The sequence below is a fragment of the Flintibacter muris genome, from assembly GCF_943192995.1.
Taxonomy (GTDB): Bacteria; Bacillota; Clostridia; order Oscillospirales; family Oscillospiraceae; genus Lawsonibacter; species Lawsonibacter muris.
The window spans coordinates 189078-205749 of record NZ_CALPCP010000001.1; the positions used below are offsets into that span (position 1 = coordinate 189078).

Sequence of the window (16672 nt, forward strand, 5' to 3'; positions counted from 1 at the left end):
AATGTCAACGCCAAGCCCCAGTTCGCGGGAAACATCCTCTTTGCCGTTCAAATGAGTTGAGTTATTCTGCTTTGCCATTTTTGTAAATCCTTTCTTTATGCGTGATTATTCTGACTGTGTTGTAACAGTCCATTCCAAACTTTCATTTTGCAGGGAGTAGAGCTTATGGTATAATCCCGGCTGCTCCATCAGCTTATCATGCGTACCCGTTTCCACCAAACGCCCTTCTTGCAGGACAACGATTTTGTCGCACTCTACGATTGACCGCAGCTTGTGGGCGATAATCAGGACGGTCTTGTTCTGAATCAGTTTGCCGATGGCCTCTTGGATTTTCGTTTCATTCTCCGGGTCGATGGATGCCGTGCTTTCATCCAGCAGGATAATAGGAGCGTCTTTCAGAAAGGCACGGGCGATAGACAACCGCTGGCGTTCACCGCCGGACAATGTTTTGCCGTTCTCCCCAATCACCGTGTCATATCCCTGGGGCAGACGCTGAATAAATTCATCGCACCTCGCCAGCTTTGCCGCCGCAATGATTTCCTCTCGTGTCGCGTCCTCTTTGCCAATCTTGATGTTGTTATAAATGGTATCGTTGAACAAAACGACATCTTGAAATACAATGGAATAGTTCTTCAGCAAAGTTTCCGGAGCAATTCCATTTATGTCCATGCCTCCAATGGAAACTGTACCCCGCTGCACATCCCAAAAACGAGCGGCCAATTTGCAAAGCGTACTTTTTCCGCACCCGGACGGCCCGACAAGCGCCGTGATCTCTCCCTGCTTCGCCGTAAAAGAAACATCGTGCAACACATCTTCATCGTTGTAGCCAAAGCTCACATGGTCAAAGGAAATATCAAATTCCTGCGGCGCAACACCCTCCTGCCCGGTCTGCTCTGGATAGGCCAACAGATCATGAATCCTGCCTGTGCTGACAAGAGCGGATATAAGCTCTCCCAAATTTTCACACGCGCTTGTCAGCGGCTCATAGACCCTGACCGCCACAAAGAGGAACAACAGGAATTTAACCAAGCTGATTTTTCCCGCAATCAGCATTGTGGAGCCGACAATGATGACAAAACCCAGCCCAATCCGCATGATGTTGTAGGAAATTGCAATAGTGAGGCCCGCCAGCAGTTCATAGAGAATCAGTCCAGGAATGACCCGCTTGATTTTCCTGGCCACCTGCCTTTGATAGTCTCTCATTTTCTCCGCTGTGCGCAGGACTTTGATATTTTCCAGGTATTCCTGCAAGCTGTCGCTGACCTCCAGCTTTCTCTGCTTGTTCTTTTTGTTTGTCCGCTCTGAAATCAGCTTGCTCAATGCCATGACGCCAGCAACGATAGGGAGGCACGCGGCCAGACTGATATCCAGCCGCCAATCGTAAAAGGCCAGGATAACCACGGCAGCAATGCCTGTGAGAAACCCGCTGATTAACTCCGTTGCCGTTTGGGACAGGATGTGTGCAAGCGTGGTGACATCATCCATGATGATGGAGGTTAAATCGCTTAGATTCCGCTTTCCAAGATAGGACAGGGGCAGTTTCCGTATCTTGTCAGCCAAAACCATTCTGAGCCGCATATCTTCCTCCCCGGAAGTCAGATATTCCTTGTGGTACGCGACTTTATAGGTGTGGAACATGACTGCCAGAATCACAAGCGCGATTCCCCAATACCCCCAAAGGGAAATGCTGCTCCGGCCTCCGTCAAAATAGTTCGTTATCATTTCATCCGCAATCAGGGCCAGCAGAATCACAGGCAAAAGCGTGGCAAGGTTAAACAACGTGAGCCACAGACTGGCTTCTTTGATTGTCCGAGCGCCTTGATCGCTTAAATGAAGTATCTTTTTCAGCATACCGCAGCCCCTCCGATCTTCCATGAAATGCTGTTCTGGTATTCCTCAAACATATGGGCATAGATGCCGCTGGCCTTCAAAAGCTCCTGATGCGTTCCGCGCTCCACAATTTTGCCATGCTCCAGTACGCAAATCTGATTGGCATGGATGACCGTGGACAGGCGATGCGCAATCATCAGCACCGTTTTCCCCCGAAGCAATTCGTCCAATGCCTTTTGAATCAGATGCTCATTCTCTGCATCCGCGAAGGCCGTGGCCTCGTCCAGCAGCACCACAGGAGCGTCTTTCAAAATGGCGCGGGCCAGCGTAATCCTCTGCATTTCGCCGCCAGAAAGATACACGCCCTTTGTCCCGATCACGGTGTCTGCGCCATTCGGTAGCTTCTCCAGAATGTCATCGCACTGTGCCAGATGCAAGGCCCGCAGCACTTCTTCCCGTGTGGCTCCTGGCTTATAGAACGCGACATTATCCAGGATGGACATTTTGAACAGGTTGGTATCTTGAAATACGATGCTGACCTGTTTCATCCATTCTTCATAGTCCATATCCCTCACATCGACATTGCCAATTCTGACTGTGCCAGCCTGGGTGTCCCAAAAACGGGCGATCAGATTGGCAATCGTACTTTTTCCGCCGCCGGATTCGCCAACCAGAGCGGTGATCGTTCCCGGTTTAATTTCAAGGGAAACATCATCAAGGGCTTTGTCTGCGCCCGCCTCATACGCAAAGGAAACATGATCCAAGACGATGCTGTACCCATTGGGTGTTCCTGGCCGCACCGCCGTTGGCAGCGGCTTTTCACTGAGAATCTTGTCAATCGCCACGAGTGAGGCTTCTGCAATCATCAGGTTTGACGAGCTGTGCATGATTTTTGTCAGTATCGTAACCACAAGAGGAATCAGCACAGCAAAAAAGATAAAGGTCAGGATGGTACGCTCAAGGTCTTTGCCAAGGTTGAACAGAATAATCCCGCCCGGTATCAGGAAGAAAAAGATTCCATTGATGATCGTGTTGTAGGCGCTGAACGCATTTTCCATAGAGAAAGAATATTTTGTCATAAAGTCTGCGTATTCTTTCACCGCCGCTTTGTAGCGTTGGAAAGAGCTTGCCGTCTGCCCGAAGGTTTTGACAACAGAAATCCCGCGCACATACTCTGTGGCCGCGTTGCCTATGTCCTCTCCGGCAGTCTGCACCTGCTGGACAAAGCCCTCGCTCTCCCCCTTCAGCATGGAGGCAAGAAGAATAAAGCCAATCAGAATCGGTATCAGGCACACCACGGACAGCCGCCAATCGTATAGGAACATGAACGCCAGAAAAGCGATGGGCAGTACCGCGGATTGGACAAAATCCGGTATGTGGTGGGAAATCAAGGTCTCCAGATTGTCCGTGTTCTTTTCGATGATCTTCCTCAGTTTGCCACTGGGATTGATAGAATGATAGCCTAACGGGAGCTGGCCGATGTGTTCAATCAGGCTAATTCTTATCCTCGCTACGGTGTTAAAGGCTGTGATATGAGAAAACAGCAATGCCATACCATAAGTCCCAAAGGCCATAGAAATCCGAAAGACCGCCTGCCAGCCCAATTCGGTTAAATAGGCTTGATTCAGAGCGGAAAAGTCTCCCCACGATTGGACAATCTCCTTTGCGACATGGTAAACACACACAAACGCACTTAAATTGACCACGGCAGAGAACGCCGCCATAATCATAGAGAGTGCCATTGTGATTTTGAATTTACCCATGTAGCCGAATAATCGTCCCAGCACATTTTGTTTTTTCAACGTCAATACCTCCCGTCTGCTTTGCGGTTAGCAAAATCTAACCATCGTGTTGAAATAAAACGACGCCTATATTGAAACGTCGTTTCAATGCGTATTGTACGCTCTATCTCCAACTCTGTCAAGCCCTATTTTTTCTTGACACAATAGAAGTTTATCGGCTACAATGGGAAAAGTCACAACACTGTTTCAATGGATGTATGGGAGGTTCGTTCACTGTGCCAAAGCGGATTATAGGCGTATCCGCACGATTACTGGATTGTGCGAAAGAGGAATTTTTAGAAAAGGGATTTCAAAACGCATCTATACGGGAGATCGCTAAAAAAGCAGATACCAGTCCAAGAGCGGTCTATACCAGATTCCCGAATAAGGAGGGATTGTTCGACGCAATTGTCGAGCCTGTTGTTGACGGATTTATCGACTTATATCAAAAATTTGGAGATACATTCTGGTCTGAACATAAAGGTGCCATGAGCGTCCCTCACTTTTCAGCAGACCCCAATGCGGTCTACATCGAAATGATGGATTATATCTATGACCATGCTGATACGTTCAAACTTGCTATGGGGTGTTTGGAGGGTTCTCGATATGTTGCAATGATTGAGAAAGTGACAAGCATCAACAGCGGATTTTTGGAGCAATTTGCAGAGATGCGGAAAGAGAACATCGGCAATTTTGATGTTATGCTGAAAGTCTTGCATATGCTGACGCACTCCTTTTATACGGCCCTATTTGAACCGATCCGGCATGATATGAGCCGGGAGGACGCCCGCTTTTATGTCATAAAGCTGTGCAATTTCTTTGTTTGCGGCATACAAGGCTTGAACTTGGTACAATGATTCCCCAGCAATATACAAAAGAAGTGGCCCGCAATATTAGGCGAAGTTCCATGCGGAGGTCACGCCGGTTTTTCCGTATCTGTCAGTAATTCCGGTTTGGCAAGTGGAATCCGGATTTTACCCACATAGGTAAAGTAGACTTCAATCGTGACATGCTTCGTCACGCCGATCTTCTCCGGACTGTAGATTACAATCTTTTCAAGCAGTTCATTTACCGTGGCGGCGTCAAGCTCCTGCAAGTCGGAATACCTGTCGGCAAGCTGGAGGAAACGCCCTACATCGGCAATCTGTCCCGCTTCATTTTCAATTTCCCTTTCCAGCGAAATCGCAAGCCGCTGAATCTCCGCCTGCTCTGTTTCATACTGCGCCAAGAGCTTTTGAAAACGAAGGTCGCTTAATTTCCCAAGCACGGAATCTTCAGAGAGCTTTTGTCAAGGGTAAATTTAGCAAAACGAAAAGCTGGGAGATGAAAGCAGTTGATTTATCTCCCAGCTTTTTATATCCAGCTACATTATATTACAATACCCAATTCTGACTCTCAGTTTGCAGTTTGACCATCCGGGCAAACGCCCCGTTCTTCTTCATCAGCTCATCTGGGGTTCCCGTCTCGGCCACCGTGCCCCCGGACAGCACCACGATCTTGTTGGCGTTCTCAACCGTCCTCATGCGGTGAGCGATGATTAACACCGTCTTTCGTTCCACCAACCGGGAGATAGCCTGTTGAATCTCCGTCTCGTTCTCCGCGTCCAGGGAGGCGGTGGCCTCGTCCAGCAGAATAATGGGAGCGTCCTTCAAAAGCGCACGGGCGATGGAGATGCGCTGCCGTTCGCCACCGGAGAGGGTGGAGCCATTCTCCCCGATCATGGTCTGATAGCCTTGGGGTAGCTTGGCGATAAACTCATCGCACATGGCCTCCTTCGCCGCCTGCATGACCTCCGCGTCCGTGGCATCCTTCCGGCCAATGCGGATGTTTTCCATAACGGTGTTGTTGAACAGCGTCACATCCTGGAACACGATGGAGTAAGCGGTCAGGAGCTTTTCCGGGTCAACCTTGCTCACATCCACGCCGCCGACTGTGATCCGGCCCTGGTCTATATCCCAAAACCGCGCTGCCAGCTTTGCAGCGGTGGACTTGCCGCCACCAGAGGGACCAATCAAAGCCGTGACCTCGCCCTGCTTGGCGGTAAAGGAGACATCCTTCAGCACCGTCTCACCGCTGTTATAGGCAAAGGCTACATGGTCAAAGGTGATATCGTAGCCCTTGGGGGAGAAGTCCGCCTCGCCGCCCTGGGACGGGCTTTCGTTGATCTCGTTCATACGGTCGATGTTGATTTGCAGGGAGTTCATCGCCGCCAGGTTTTGCAGGGAGAAGTTCATCGGTTCATAAATACGGGAAACCACCAGCAGGAACAGGAAGAAGGTCACAAGGGACAGTTCCCCACTTATCAGGCGCATACTCCCAACCAACGCAACTGAGGCGATGCCCAGCTTGAGGATCATTTGTGCCGGAACCACAAACATAGCCGCGCCCAGCTCACTCTTGATGTGCCGCACCTCCAATGCCTCGATTTTTCGATTCAGGCCGTCGAGGTACTCCCGCTCCGCCTTGCAGCTTTTCAGGTCCCGGATGGTCTCCAGGCACTCCTGCACACCATCCGCCACAGCCAAGTTGGCGGCTGTCTGCCTGCGGGTAAAATAGTTCTGCGCTTTCTTGGAAAATCCCACAATCACCAGCGCCAACGGCAGCACCCACAGAGCGGCGAGTGCCATCTGCCAGTCGTAGAACAGCAGGCTGGCGGCTACCAGGCAGGTGGAGAGGATGGAGCCGTAAAACTGCGGGACGTAGTGGGAGAACATCTGCTCTGTGACCTGCACATCTCCCATGATGGTGTTGGTCAGGTCGGCCAAGTCCTTCTTGCCGAAGAAGGAGAGGGGAAGCTGCCGCAGTTTCTCCGCCAACCGGATACGGCAGGCCCCGGATTCCCGGTAAGTGGAGAAGTAGGTGGCATTGTACTTCCAGAACTCGGAGAGCCAGATCAATACAAGTGCCGCAGCAATACCGAGGCCGTAAAGCCCGTACTCGCCGGAGGGCTGGCCTCTACCCAGGAAATCGCCGGTCAGCATATAGAGAAGCCCTACGGGGAACATCAGCACCAAGTCGGCCACGGTGCAGGCAGCGGTGGCCTGCACCAGCCCCTTTGCCCCCTCACGGGAGAGGGCAAAGCGTTTCATCAGCTTATCGATCATTTCGCGGCACCTACCTTCCAGCTCACAGAGGTTTGATAATCCTGCCACATCCTTGCATAGAGGCCGCCCCGAGCCACAAGGGCATTGTGGGTCCCGCTTTCTTCCACCTGACCCTCCCGCAGCACGAAGATGTGGTCAGCGTTCTTGATGGTGGTCAGCCGGTGGGCAATCATAATGACGGTCTTGCCCTTGGAGAGCCGCTCAAAGGCCCGCTGCACCAGCGCCTCGTTCTCCGGGTCAGCAAAGGCGGTGGCCTCGTCCAAAATGAGGATGGGCGCGTTCTTCAGCATGACACGGGCAATGGCAATGCGCTGCTGTTCGCCGCCGGAGAGATACACGCCCTTGGTGCCGATCACCGTGTCGATGCCCTGGGGCAGCTTGGCGATGATGTCATCGCATTGGGCGTCATGGAGCACCCGCTCCACCTCCTGCCGGGATGCGTTGGGCCTGGCAAGCCGTACATTTTCCAGAATGGAGGCTTTCAGCAGACGGCTGTCCTGGAACACATAGGCCACGGTGTCCATCAGCGTCTCCTTGGGGATGTCCTTCACATTGATGCCGCCGATCTGAATGGAACCGCCAGCCACATCCCAAAATCGGGAGATCAACCCCGCCACGGTGGTCTTGCCGCCGCCGGAAGGACCCACCAGGGCCACAGTTTCCCCAGCGCCCGCCCGGATGGTCATGTCATGGAGCGCATCTGTTGTCCCGCCCGTGTAGCGGAAGGTCACGTTTTCGAGAGTGATGTCGTTGTCTGTTGGGATCATGCCGCTGCGGGGTTCAGGCAGAGGCTCCGCGTCCAGAATGGAGTGGATACGGGACAGCGCATCGGCAACGATCATGCCGTTTTCGCTCATATACATGACCTTGGACATGGCCGTGGCAATGATGGGCGTGAAAATCACATAGAAAACAAAGTTCAGCAGGATAGGTTGTGTCACCGGCCCGCCGCCCGCAAGGATCAGCGCCAGCACAATAAGAAACGCAAAGGCGCTGTTGATGAACACCGTATACATCAGCATAGGCGCGCGGCACTTCTTGCAGTAGCCAACGGCAAATTTGTAATAGTTGTCGATGGTGGTTTTGAACCGCGCGAAGGAGTGGACGGTCTGCCCAAAGGTTTTGACTACGGGAACGCCCCGCACATATTCCACAGCTTCGTTGTTCATGTCCGCCAGGGCGTTCTGGTACTCCTTGATGTCCTTTGCCATCTGCGGCCCCACCATTTTGAACATGGCGGCGAAGCCCAAGACAATGGGCAGGAGGCTGGCCAGGCCAAACCGCCAGTCAAACAGGAACAGCATGACGATCATGCAGACCGGCGTGGTAATTGCCGCCGACATATCCGGGAGCTGGTGCGCCAGATAGGTTTCCGTGGCCGCGCTGCTGTCATTGACGATGCGGCGGATTTTCCCGCTGCCCATCTCTCCAATGAAACCCAGCGGAAGCTCTGCAATGTGGGCCATCAGCGCCTTGCGGATATTTCCGGCAATTCGGAATGCCGACAGATGGGAGCACATCAGGGCGCAGACATAGACCAGGATAGACAGGACAGCGAAGCCCACCGCCATCCAACCGTTGCAGACAATGTGGGCAGCCTGGGCGTAGTTTGGGGCCACCGCAATGACCTCCCGGATGATTCGGAACAGGAACACAAAGGGAAACAGGGCCAGTACCGCGCTGACGGCGGACAGCAGCAGGGACAGGTAGGTCAAATACCTGTGCCCTCCGGCGTAGCCCATGAGCTGGGACATGTTGGATTGCTTCTTCAAAAATATCCCTCCAATCGTGAGAATATAAAATTCTTGCCAGCCACCCGTCTTGGTAGTGGTTTATCCAGTCCCAGTTCTATCCATGCGGCCTCAATCTGTTCCTCCGTAGCAATAGCGGAGTGGCGTTTGACATAGGCTGTTGCTGGATCGACTGGCGATAGTCGCATTAGAAGAAATGACAATAATGTAACAAGAAATAATGTCAGCAGTACCACGGCAAGTTTTCGCCCTAAATACCGTGCTGTTTGCCTTGGCATGATTCGTTCTCCTTTTTAGTTAGTATTATCTAACTCTTGGCCAAGAAATAATGCACCGCATAAACGGTGCATCCTTTCGCATATTTGCATAATGGAAGCTCCACGGTGTATCATAGCGGATTATCAATCCTTTTTCCACTCCAACCGGACGGATTCTGCTCCAATCGGACGAGGAATTTTTCGGTACTCCGTAGGAGTGGCACCGGCAAATTGCCGGAATACTTCAGAAAACTTGCTGGCATTCTGGTAGCCTACCTGTCCCGCTATTTCGACGATGCTCTGGTCTGTTTCCAGGAGAAGCCACATGGCTTTTTGCATCCGGTAGGATTGTATGTATGCACCAATAGTATCGCCATAAACCGTTTTGAAATTCTGTTTCATCGCTGTAAGGGGGATGTTGAATCGCTCAGACAATTCTGGTAGGGTGATGCGGCGATCCAAGTGTTCCACCAGATAAGCCCGGATTTGTCGAATGGTATCTGCCTGTGTACGGGTAACATAGGTGCGTTTTTCCCGGCGGGCTGGCAGATCAGCGGAATTTAAGAACAGCAGCAGCTCCAGCACTTTGAGCTTGCAGTATTCACTACGAATGGTAGATGGAGCAGCGTAAAGTTCAGAAAAGATATGCTGTATCGCGTCTGTGGCCCGTATAATAAAGCAAGTGTTTCCTCCACATAAGCGGTCCCGAAGTTGGTAAAGATTGATTTCTTTGCAGGCAAAAACCTGGCTGATTTGGCGCAGAGTATCTTGGGCGGCACGCAAGTCAATCACCACAGAAATTCCATGGTAATGGGACAGCGGAAACCAGGAATCGCGGGTTGTATGGGTCAGCATATTGACCGCTAAATCCCCAACACCCAAGTAAACTGCGCCGCCATCGGAAAATTCACACTCGAAACGCCCTTCCCGGCAGTGATTGATCTCCATGACATCTTCATACGGCGGTTTGTTTTGGTCTGCATGAACGATAGTCATATGAATGTCGTTGTAAAGAAGTTCCATCCCTGGCAGGACAGGATACCGGGTCATAACACCTTCCCCGGTTTCATTATCTACCTTATAAATGGAACAGTCATCTTCTTGGGCCAAGGTTCGTGTTTCTGGCCCATAGCTCTTATAAAACACTTCTGATAAAATGCTCTGTGTTGGCATAAAACTGTCATCTCCATTCTAACCAAACTGTGATTTGCTGTTATTCCCTAAACTCAATATGAAGCATAAAGCCCATGTGAAATGTCCGCATGGTCCAGTTGAATAGGCGGGTGATAGGCGTTTTGCGGAGATAACCGGCAGCATAGTCTTTCTCAATCACATTGACGATTCTGGGCGACCAGCTCTCCAATTCCTCCTTGGGCCGCTCCAACTTCTCCACGGTCACGCCGGACCAGTTGCCCACGCACTGGCTGGAGCCGGTGAGAGTATTGAGTAACGTAGTCTTGCTGCAGTTAGGGTTGCCCGACAAGGTAATCTTGATGTCCATCAATCTCACTGGCTACCACAAGCCCCAGTACCGCCAGATACTGGCGCACCTCGTCCTTGCCGGAGATTTTGCGGACCATGACAGCCTCCCCTGGCCTTTGCTATTGTCAGCGGCATCATTTTCTCACCTTCTCCGGGATGCAGTTAGTGTACTCTAACCTTAAAATCAGTCTTAGTTTAGTGACGCTAACTGCCAATGTCAAGACCCTTTTCAAAAAAGCTCGCATTTGTGATTAGAATATGCTAACCCATGTGCGGAGACTTTCGTGGAAGGAGGAATTTTTACTGCTGACACAGGTTTTGGTTCAGTTGGGCATCTCCCCGGAGACAGCGGCGGACGCCTGCAAGGTGGAGCACAATCTGAGCGAAGAACCCTTTGAAAAAATCAAAGCACATACCGCTGGCGGGAATTGTCCTCTGAAACCGATCTGACCGCATAGGGAAAACCGGTGCCCCACGACTTGCCCTATGGGGCCGGTTTTCTTATACCGTTTCAGCTTGGTTCCAGCAGATTCATCATGCTCCGCAGGCTGTGGAGAGGTTATGCAGCATGGCGGAGGTGGCTGGAGGCAGAATGCCCAAGGCTCCAAGGGCAATCAGAGAGCCATTGAATCCCATGACAACGCGGTAATTGGAGCGGATGCGCCTGGTCAGATTACCGGCAATTCGCCGCAGGCTGACCAATTCATGGAGATCGTCCGCCGCAATAGTGATGTCCACGATCCCTCTGGCACTAGCTGCGCTGTCATTGATGGCAATGCCCACATTGGCCTCGGACAGCGCCGGGGAATCGTTGATGCCCTTCCTAATCATATGAATGTTTCTTTTTAAGAATACTCACTGTCAGAAAGGTTTGTGGCGGGAATCAGCCCGCCACAGCGGGGTTTTGAGTGGTGTTAATTTCAATGTACTCGGCAATCCGGCGGAGCTCATCAGAAAACTTAAATTTCACGCTGATATTGCCGTTTTCATAAACCTTGATATGGTCTACAAGTTCAATCAGAATTTCCCGGTTAAGTGTTTCAATGTTCTGGTATTTCATAAAGGCTATAAGAGCGGGATGCTCGTTGTCAACACCGTTTGCCAGTTCCGACCTTTCAGCGGTCAGCCGGGCCAGAATATCCGAAAGGGATGCGGCCTGCCGCTCATAATCGGCTTTCATATCCCGGTAGTCCTGCTGGGTAATTTCCCCGTCTTTCCAGTCTTGATAAAGAGACTGCTTATACCGGGTAACTTTTGCCAGTTCCCGCTCCTTGGCGGCTATCAGATCATCCAGCCGGAAAGACTGGCTTTTTTTGACAGGGGCCGAATTGATACGGGAAATAATCTCGGAGTAGGAAACCGCCAGATGTACCTGTTGCCGCACAGCGAACAGGACAGCGGCCTCCAGCCGTTCATGTTTGATCGCATGCATGGTGCAGGCAGTCCGGGAGCGGTTTTTGTAGGTAGAGCAAAGATAACGGTAGCTTTGCCCGCTCTGGCTCCGGGTAACGGATTTTCCACAATCCGCACAGCGGAGGAAACCGCTGAACAGGTGGAGCTCCTTTTTCCGGGGAGTTGTCCGGGTATCACGCTTTAAGAGAGCCTGCACCTTTTCAAATGTTTCCCGGTCTATGATAGCCTCGTGGGTATCGGACACCCGCACCCATTCTTCCTCCGGCACTTGCTCAATCCGGTGTACTTTGTAGCTTTTCACCCGGCGGCGGCCCTGTACCAAATCCCCGGTATAAATCGGATTGGTAAGAATGAGGGTCACAATTTTATCGCCCCACAGGGGATTGTCCGATGTTGAACTGGCAGGCAGGCCCTTTTCCCTGCGGTATGTTGTGGGGCTTGGGATGCCGTGATCGTTCAGATAATAAACCATAGCCCGCCTCGCCATACCCTGCAGGCATAAATCATAAATGAGCTTTACAATTTCAGCCGCATCGGGATCGACGATTAACTGGTGCTTGTCTTTCGGGTCTTTCAGATAACCATAGGGAGCAAAGGAGCCGATGTACTGGCCGTTGCGCCGCTTGTAATCGAATACCTGCCGGATTTTCTTTGAGGTCTGATAACAGTATTGATCGTTCATTACATTCGTAATCGGGACGATGATACTGGAAACGCTGTCCGGGTCACGGTAGCTGTCCACATTTTCGGCAAGGCTGATAAAGCGGACACCCATCTGTACAAACAGGTTGTCAATCAAACTGCCAGCATCACTGTAATTTCTTGCGAAACGGGAAAGGTCTTTGACGATCACACAGTTTATTTTGCCGCTCATAACATCAGCAAGGAGCCGTTGGAAATCCTCCCGGTTGGCGTCTGTTCCCGTGTGTCCGTCATCCACATACTCGGTAATGCTTTCAAATTCGTCCTGGTGCTTGAAGTAAAAGTCTCCCAGCAGGTCACGCTGATTTTTTACGCTGTTGCTGTCGTCTTTACCCTCCCGGGCTTTTTTCAAATCTTCTTTGGAGAGCCGGATGTATGCGCCCAGCCGCCAGCGGCGGACAGCATAAGAGGGAGAGAAACTCTGCTGAAATCCTCTGTTTTTTGTTCGTGCCATTGTTCCTCCTTCCCTATCACATTACATCTATATTATAACTCTGCCCGGGCAGGACAACAAGGATGCCTTTGCATCGGGACACTTTGTCTCGAAGTAGCAAACAGGCCATAACCAAAGTTACAGCCCGCTTTTTTGCCGGAGCAGAAAGTCTGTCAGCGTGTCCTGCAAGGACGGCCCGCTTTCCGCAAATTCAATTTTTACACCGACACCGCCGATGCAAAAGCAGTATGGATTTTTAACAGCCTGCAGGAAACAGGCGATGCGCTCCTCTTTGGGGAGAGCGTTGTTAAAGGTCATACCGCTCACATCAGGCAGGGACTCGGGAGCCACTGCGCCAATATCAACGCTTTTCATTTGTTCCAATACCTGTGCATTTAATCTCACGGTAAAACCTCCTCTCAAATCAATAAACCGCCTCCCGTCTGTCCTGTGGGGAAACGCAAGAGGACGGCACCGGAACAGTGCCGCCCTCTTGTCTTGCTCCACATCGGGACACAATGTCTCGAAGTCAGTAGGGGCTTTTTTGGTAGTGGGCCTCGGCCTCCTCCAGAGAAACGAAGTCAAACAGCTCATGGAGCTCGGCCATGATACGGCGGATGTCATCACCGGCAAAGCCGCAGTTTTCCATCGCCATAATCATATAGCCCCGGCAGGAACCGTTACTCCACGGCTGGGATAACAGGGCCGCCAATTCTGCTGGATCATAGTTCATAGACTGTACCTCACTTTCCTAAAATTACGGGATCGCCGCCCACATTTTCTTGACCTGTCCAAAGACAATGATACTCGGGACGGCGATCCCACACGGATGAGAGGGCGGCCCGGAGGGACAGGCGGCCAGCCTGTCCTGCGGCGGATCGTGGCCCTGGGCTGGCTCGGCCCATTTGCGGCGTTGGTGTTGTTCGCTCGTTTCCCAATGGAGAAAGTCACAGCGCACCCGCCGCCTGGCTCCCCGCACTATGCCCGGGGCCGCTCCTGTTCATCTGTGCTGAGAAGAAAACCTCCTCTCATAAACCGAGACATTTTTTCATCATTTCCAAGTGGGTAAAATGAAAAAAATTAAAAAGTTTTTTTCATGCGCTCAAGCCCCCGTTTGATGGACTGGCGGACAGACTCCTCATGTACGCCCTCAGCCTCGGCAATTTCCTTGATGCTTTTTCCAAGAATGATGTGGGCATCGATCCTCCGGCCCTGGACTTCGGGCAGGGAGTTAAGGGCGTTCCACAGACGGCAGAACACTTCCATACGCTCCAGCAGTTCCTGCGGGGTGGGCTCATGCAGGCAGGCGGAATATTCGATCCCGTCATCGCAGTCCAGAGAATACTGCGCCTTGTGCCGGGAGAGCCGCCGCTGGTAGGCCATCTCATACCGGGCATCGGCCAGAAAGACAGCCGCCACCTCGTCGGAAACCTCGATAAACTGATCCTGTGTGTGCCAATAATAAAAATCTTTCAGATTGATTGTAGTCATAATAAACCTCCGTTTCGGTGTTTGGGTGAACGAGTGACCGAAACGGGGCTGGTGGGGAGCGGCATCCCGGGGAGCCGCCCCGAACCTTGGGACACTTTGTCTCGAAGTGCGGATAACAAAAAACGCCTGCACAGCACAAAGCTATACAAGCGCATGAAATATAGTTGTATGATAAACGAAAAATTATTTCATGTAGAATGTCAAATTGCTCCGGTGGAGGGAACGGACTTTTTTTGACAACGGCAAAACCACTAAATTATTTGAATAGATATATTGCATTACAGCGACTTCCTCCCACACAAGCCGTTGTAATAGCATGGTAGAGGGGATGCCTCATCCTATCAAAAAACAGCGGCTTTGATTTTCTCAAACCGCTGTTTTTGCTCTTAAATGGACATATGAAATCGTCTGCCTATCAGCGGTTTTTTTCTTTTCTGCCGCTGGGCAGATAAAACAAATATAAGATAATAAAAAATGAGCCGATAATCGTGACAAAGCTAAGGTTCACGATTTATCGGCTCTGCGTCAATGCGTCTGGCTCTTTTAGTGTTAAGATTTTTTGGTATTTTACACTTATTACAGTTTCATGCTTACACTTTGGGCAGAATAAGGGAAAGTTTTCAAGGATAGTATCTGCTCTAAGTTGTATGCGGGTTTTGCTGTTACACACTGGACAATACAACCATACCCGTCCAGACATTAAACCACCTCACTTTCCGGTTTGTTAAACACAATTTCATATTTGATCCCCTCTAAATCTTTGAAAAACATCGCATAATAATAGGGACCGTGTTCTTCAAAAATTCGTGGAGTATAAATTATATTTGCCCCTATTTCTTTGATACGCAAATAGAGCTCATCCACTTCTTTTCTTGAATTAGCTCTAAATGCCATATGGTGAAATGCTCCTGGTTTTCTTCGGTGTATAGTATCACTTTTGAAAGTTGTACGGGGTGAACATATAGCAAAATCAAAACTTTCGTTCAAATATTCAACCACATATAAATCGTGTTCTTCAATAACGGCGCTTATTTTGTCCGTCAGACTATATCCCAAAATGGGCATAAGTTTGTCATAAAACGGCTCTGCGATCTTCATATTTTTAACCGTAATTTGAATATGGTCAATAATCGGTTTCATCCTTTCCTCCTTCTAATTTGTGAGCCAATATTGTCGGCCATCTCTGGTACGCTCCATAAATCCGTACATAATAAGGTATCGTCGAATAGTCATATAATCAGCATAAATAGGCTTGAGAATTTCATTAACTTCTTGCTCACTGTATTTTTTTCCATATTCAAATTGTTCAGCTATTTTTCCAAGGATAACAACCTTTTTCTTTTCTTTGGGCGAAAAAGATTTTAGTACAAGAGGTTGAATACTGGAAAAAAAAGTCTCAACAATGTGTTGCTTTTCATCCTCTGTGATAAGATAGCGATCATCCACATAAATTGCATTATTATGAATGGGAATGATCTGTTCAGTGGTTGTTGGTTCATCCTCAAACACTAATTCATACATGGCTAAATAGAATTTAGCCTGTTTTGCCTTTTCCCTAAATGTAAAGCGTTGTCTACGAATTGTAGCCTCTGTTACATTTAATTTTTTTGCCATATCCTTATCAGACATTTTTGAATAGAACATAGCAAGTAAATCTCTCTGGTTTTGGGTTAGAGTATTATACTTTGACTCCGAGCAAAGCAACTGTGTCAAATTGCTATCGTGGGACTGACTAATGTGTTTCATTACCGCAGGTTCAGCCATAAAAAAGTTTCCCTCAATTTGAAACACCTGGCCAATATTAAATACCTGCCCACAATGATTGCAGACAAAAGCATCTTGCTCCTTGTCATACTTATACCCTTTTTTGATTTCATCAAGTGTCATTTTTCCGTAGTCCATATTTCTTCTCCTTTCTTATAAACATATTATACTTTTGTTTATTATAATTGTCAACAATGAAAAAATGACGAAATTAAATACTACTAAAACTGAAATTATGTTTCATTCACATAATTTAACCCGAAATGTAGAATGATATAGGGTGATATGAAAATGAACCAAGATGAAAGACGATTTGACTTTCATGGTTTGGGTTTGGCTATTAAGCAGGCCAGAGAAGAACGGGGTTGGACACAGGCTTATCTTGCGGAGTTAGTTGGAAAGACTGATCGCACAATTATGAGCATTGAAAACAAAGGACAGCACCCCAGTTTTAACTTATTCTTCCAGCTAGTCACTATGTTTGATATTTCCGTAGACCAATTTTTCTATACGGAAGGACACCGGGGCGAGAACAGTTGCCGTAAATCTATTGATGTCATGCTGAACTCAATGGACGAGAAAGAACTCGTTGTTATGAAAGCCACAGCAGAAGGATTGAAAAAAGCCAGAGAAACGGAGGTTCAAGAGTAAGAACCTCCGTTTT

General features: G+C 49.6%; 18 protein-coding genes and 2 pseudogenes. 3 read left to right on the top strand and 17 right to left on the bottom strand.

The annotated features are described in order from the left end of the window. Positions 1-105 precede the first annotated feature (105 nt). Complete coding sequence (locus NFS22_RS01100) at positions 106-1851, bottom strand: ABC transporter ATP-binding protein (RefSeq protein ID WP_251315918.1); 1746 nt, start codon at positions 1849-1851, stop codon at positions 106-108. Further along, positions 1845-3632 carry an ABC transporter ATP-binding protein gene (locus NFS22_RS01105; protein WP_251315919.1) on the bottom strand — a complete coding sequence of 596 codons (1788 nt, stop codon included), beginning with the start codon at positions 3630-3632 and terminating at the stop codon, positions 1845-1847. The genes NFS22_RS01100 and NFS22_RS01105 overlap by 7 nt, the downstream gene beginning before the upstream one ends. Before the next feature lie 215 nt (positions 3633-3847). Between NFS22_RS01105 and NFS22_RS01110 the strand changes: the two genes are divergently transcribed. Further along, positions 3848-4468 carry a TetR/AcrR family transcriptional regulator gene (locus NFS22_RS01110; RefSeq protein WP_251315920.1) on the top strand — a complete coding sequence of 207 codons (621 nt, stop codon included), beginning with the start codon at positions 3848-3850 and terminating at the stop codon, positions 4466-4468. A gap of 59 nt (positions 4469-4527) precedes the next feature. On the opposite strand, the gene NFS22_RS01115 is transcribed toward NFS22_RS01110, so the two are convergent. The 7 genes and pseudogenes from NFS22_RS01115 to NFS22_RS23975 all read right to left on the bottom strand — a co-directional run. Beyond that, positions 4528-4878 (bottom strand): DUF4368 domain-containing protein, encoded by a 351-nt coding sequence (locus NFS22_RS01115; RefSeq protein WP_251315921.1) that lies wholly within the window; start codon positions 4876-4878, stop codon positions 4528-4530. A 106-nt stretch (positions 4879-4984) separates the two neighbouring features. Continuing rightward, positions 4985-6715 carry an ABC transporter ATP-binding protein gene (locus NFS22_RS01120; RefSeq protein ID WP_251315922.1) on the bottom strand — a complete coding sequence of 577 codons (1731 nt, stop codon included), beginning with the start codon at positions 6713-6715 and terminating at the stop codon, positions 4985-4987. Further along, positions 6712-8487 carry an ABC transporter ATP-binding protein gene (locus NFS22_RS01125; RefSeq protein WP_251315923.1) on the bottom strand — a complete coding sequence of 592 codons (1776 nt, stop codon included), beginning with the start codon at positions 8485-8487 and terminating at the stop codon, positions 6712-6714. Before NFS22_RS01125 ends, NFS22_RS01120 begins: the two co-directional genes overlap by 4 nt. Beyond that, complete coding sequence (locus tag NFS22_RS01130) at positions 8484-8744, bottom strand: hypothetical protein (protein ID WP_251315924.1); 261 nt, start codon at positions 8742-8744, stop codon at positions 8484-8486. Before NFS22_RS01130 ends, NFS22_RS01125 begins: the two co-directional genes overlap by 4 nt. A gap of 123 nt (positions 8745-8867) precedes the next feature. Next, complete coding sequence (locus NFS22_RS01135; RefSeq protein WP_251315925.1) at positions 8868-9896, bottom strand: helix-turn-helix domain-containing protein; 1029 nt, start codon at positions 9894-9896, stop codon at positions 8868-8870. A gap of 40 nt (positions 9897-9936) precedes the next feature. Continuing rightward, positions 9937-10224, bottom strand: a complete 288-nt coding sequence (locus tag NFS22_RS23970) for a FeoB small GTPase domain-containing protein (protein ID WP_420908817.1) — start codon at positions 10222-10224, stop codon at positions 9937-9939. Position 10225: 1 nt separating this feature from the next. Continuing rightward, a pseudogene (locus NFS22_RS23975) lies at positions 10226-10343 on the bottom strand (FeoA domain-containing protein); the annotation flags it as partial. Positions 10344-10463: 120 nt separating this feature from the next. Here NFS22_RS23975 and NFS22_RS01145 point away from each other — a divergent pair. Beyond that, complete coding sequence (locus tag NFS22_RS01145) at positions 10464-10655, top strand: helix-turn-helix domain-containing protein (RefSeq protein ID WP_338147922.1); 192 nt, start codon at positions 10464-10466, stop codon at positions 10653-10655. An 84-nt stretch (positions 10656-10739) separates the two neighbouring features. Here the strand turns inward: NFS22_RS01145 and NFS22_RS01150 are convergent. The 8 genes and pseudogenes from NFS22_RS01150 to NFS22_RS01185 all read right to left on the bottom strand — a co-directional run. Next, a pseudogene (locus tag NFS22_RS01150) lies at positions 10740-11036 on the bottom strand (heavy metal translocating P-type ATPase); the annotation flags it as partial. 52 nt (positions 11037-11088) lie between these two features. Next, complete coding sequence (locus NFS22_RS01155) at positions 11089-12774, bottom strand: recombinase family protein (protein ID WP_251315926.1); 1686 nt, start codon at positions 12772-12774, stop codon at positions 11089-11091. Between the two features lie 117 nt (positions 12775-12891). Further along, positions 12892-13158: a DUF6870 family protein gene (locus NFS22_RS01160; protein ID WP_251315927.1), complete on the bottom strand. Its 267-nt coding sequence runs from the start codon at positions 13156-13158 to the stop codon at positions 12892-12894. A 124-nt stretch (positions 13159-13282) separates the two neighbouring features. After that, entirely contained in the window at positions 13283-13486 is a 204-nt protein-coding gene (locus NFS22_RS01165; protein ID WP_251315928.1) for a hypothetical protein, read from the bottom strand. A gap of 347 nt (positions 13487-13833) precedes the next feature. Continuing rightward, positions 13834-14244, bottom strand: coding sequence for a sigma-70 family RNA polymerase sigma factor (locus NFS22_RS01170; RefSeq protein ID WP_160305914.1), 411 nt, complete (start codon positions 14242-14244; stop codon positions 13834-13836). A gap of 511 nt (positions 14245-14755) precedes the next feature. After that, complete coding sequence (locus NFS22_RS01175) at positions 14756-14944, bottom strand: cysteine-rich KTR domain-containing protein (RefSeq protein ID WP_120475857.1); 189 nt, start codon at positions 14942-14944, stop codon at positions 14756-14758. After that, positions 14944-15384 (bottom strand): VOC family protein, encoded by a 441-nt coding sequence (locus NFS22_RS01180; protein WP_120475858.1) that lies wholly within the window; start codon positions 15382-15384, stop codon positions 14944-14946. The genes NFS22_RS01175 and NFS22_RS01180 overlap by 1 nt, the downstream gene beginning before the upstream one ends. Positions 15385-15396: 12 nt before the next feature. Continuing rightward, on the bottom strand, positions 15397-16146 hold the full coding sequence (locus NFS22_RS01185; protein WP_160209846.1) for a DUF2087 domain-containing protein: 750 nt from the start codon (positions 16144-16146) through the stop codon (positions 15397-15399). Between the two features lie 147 nt (positions 16147-16293). Between NFS22_RS01185 and NFS22_RS01190 the strand changes: the two genes are divergently transcribed. Next, positions 16294-16659, top strand: coding sequence for a helix-turn-helix domain-containing protein (locus NFS22_RS01190; protein ID WP_120475860.1), 366 nt, complete (start codon positions 16294-16296; stop codon positions 16657-16659). Positions 16660-16672 lie beyond the last annotated feature (13 nt).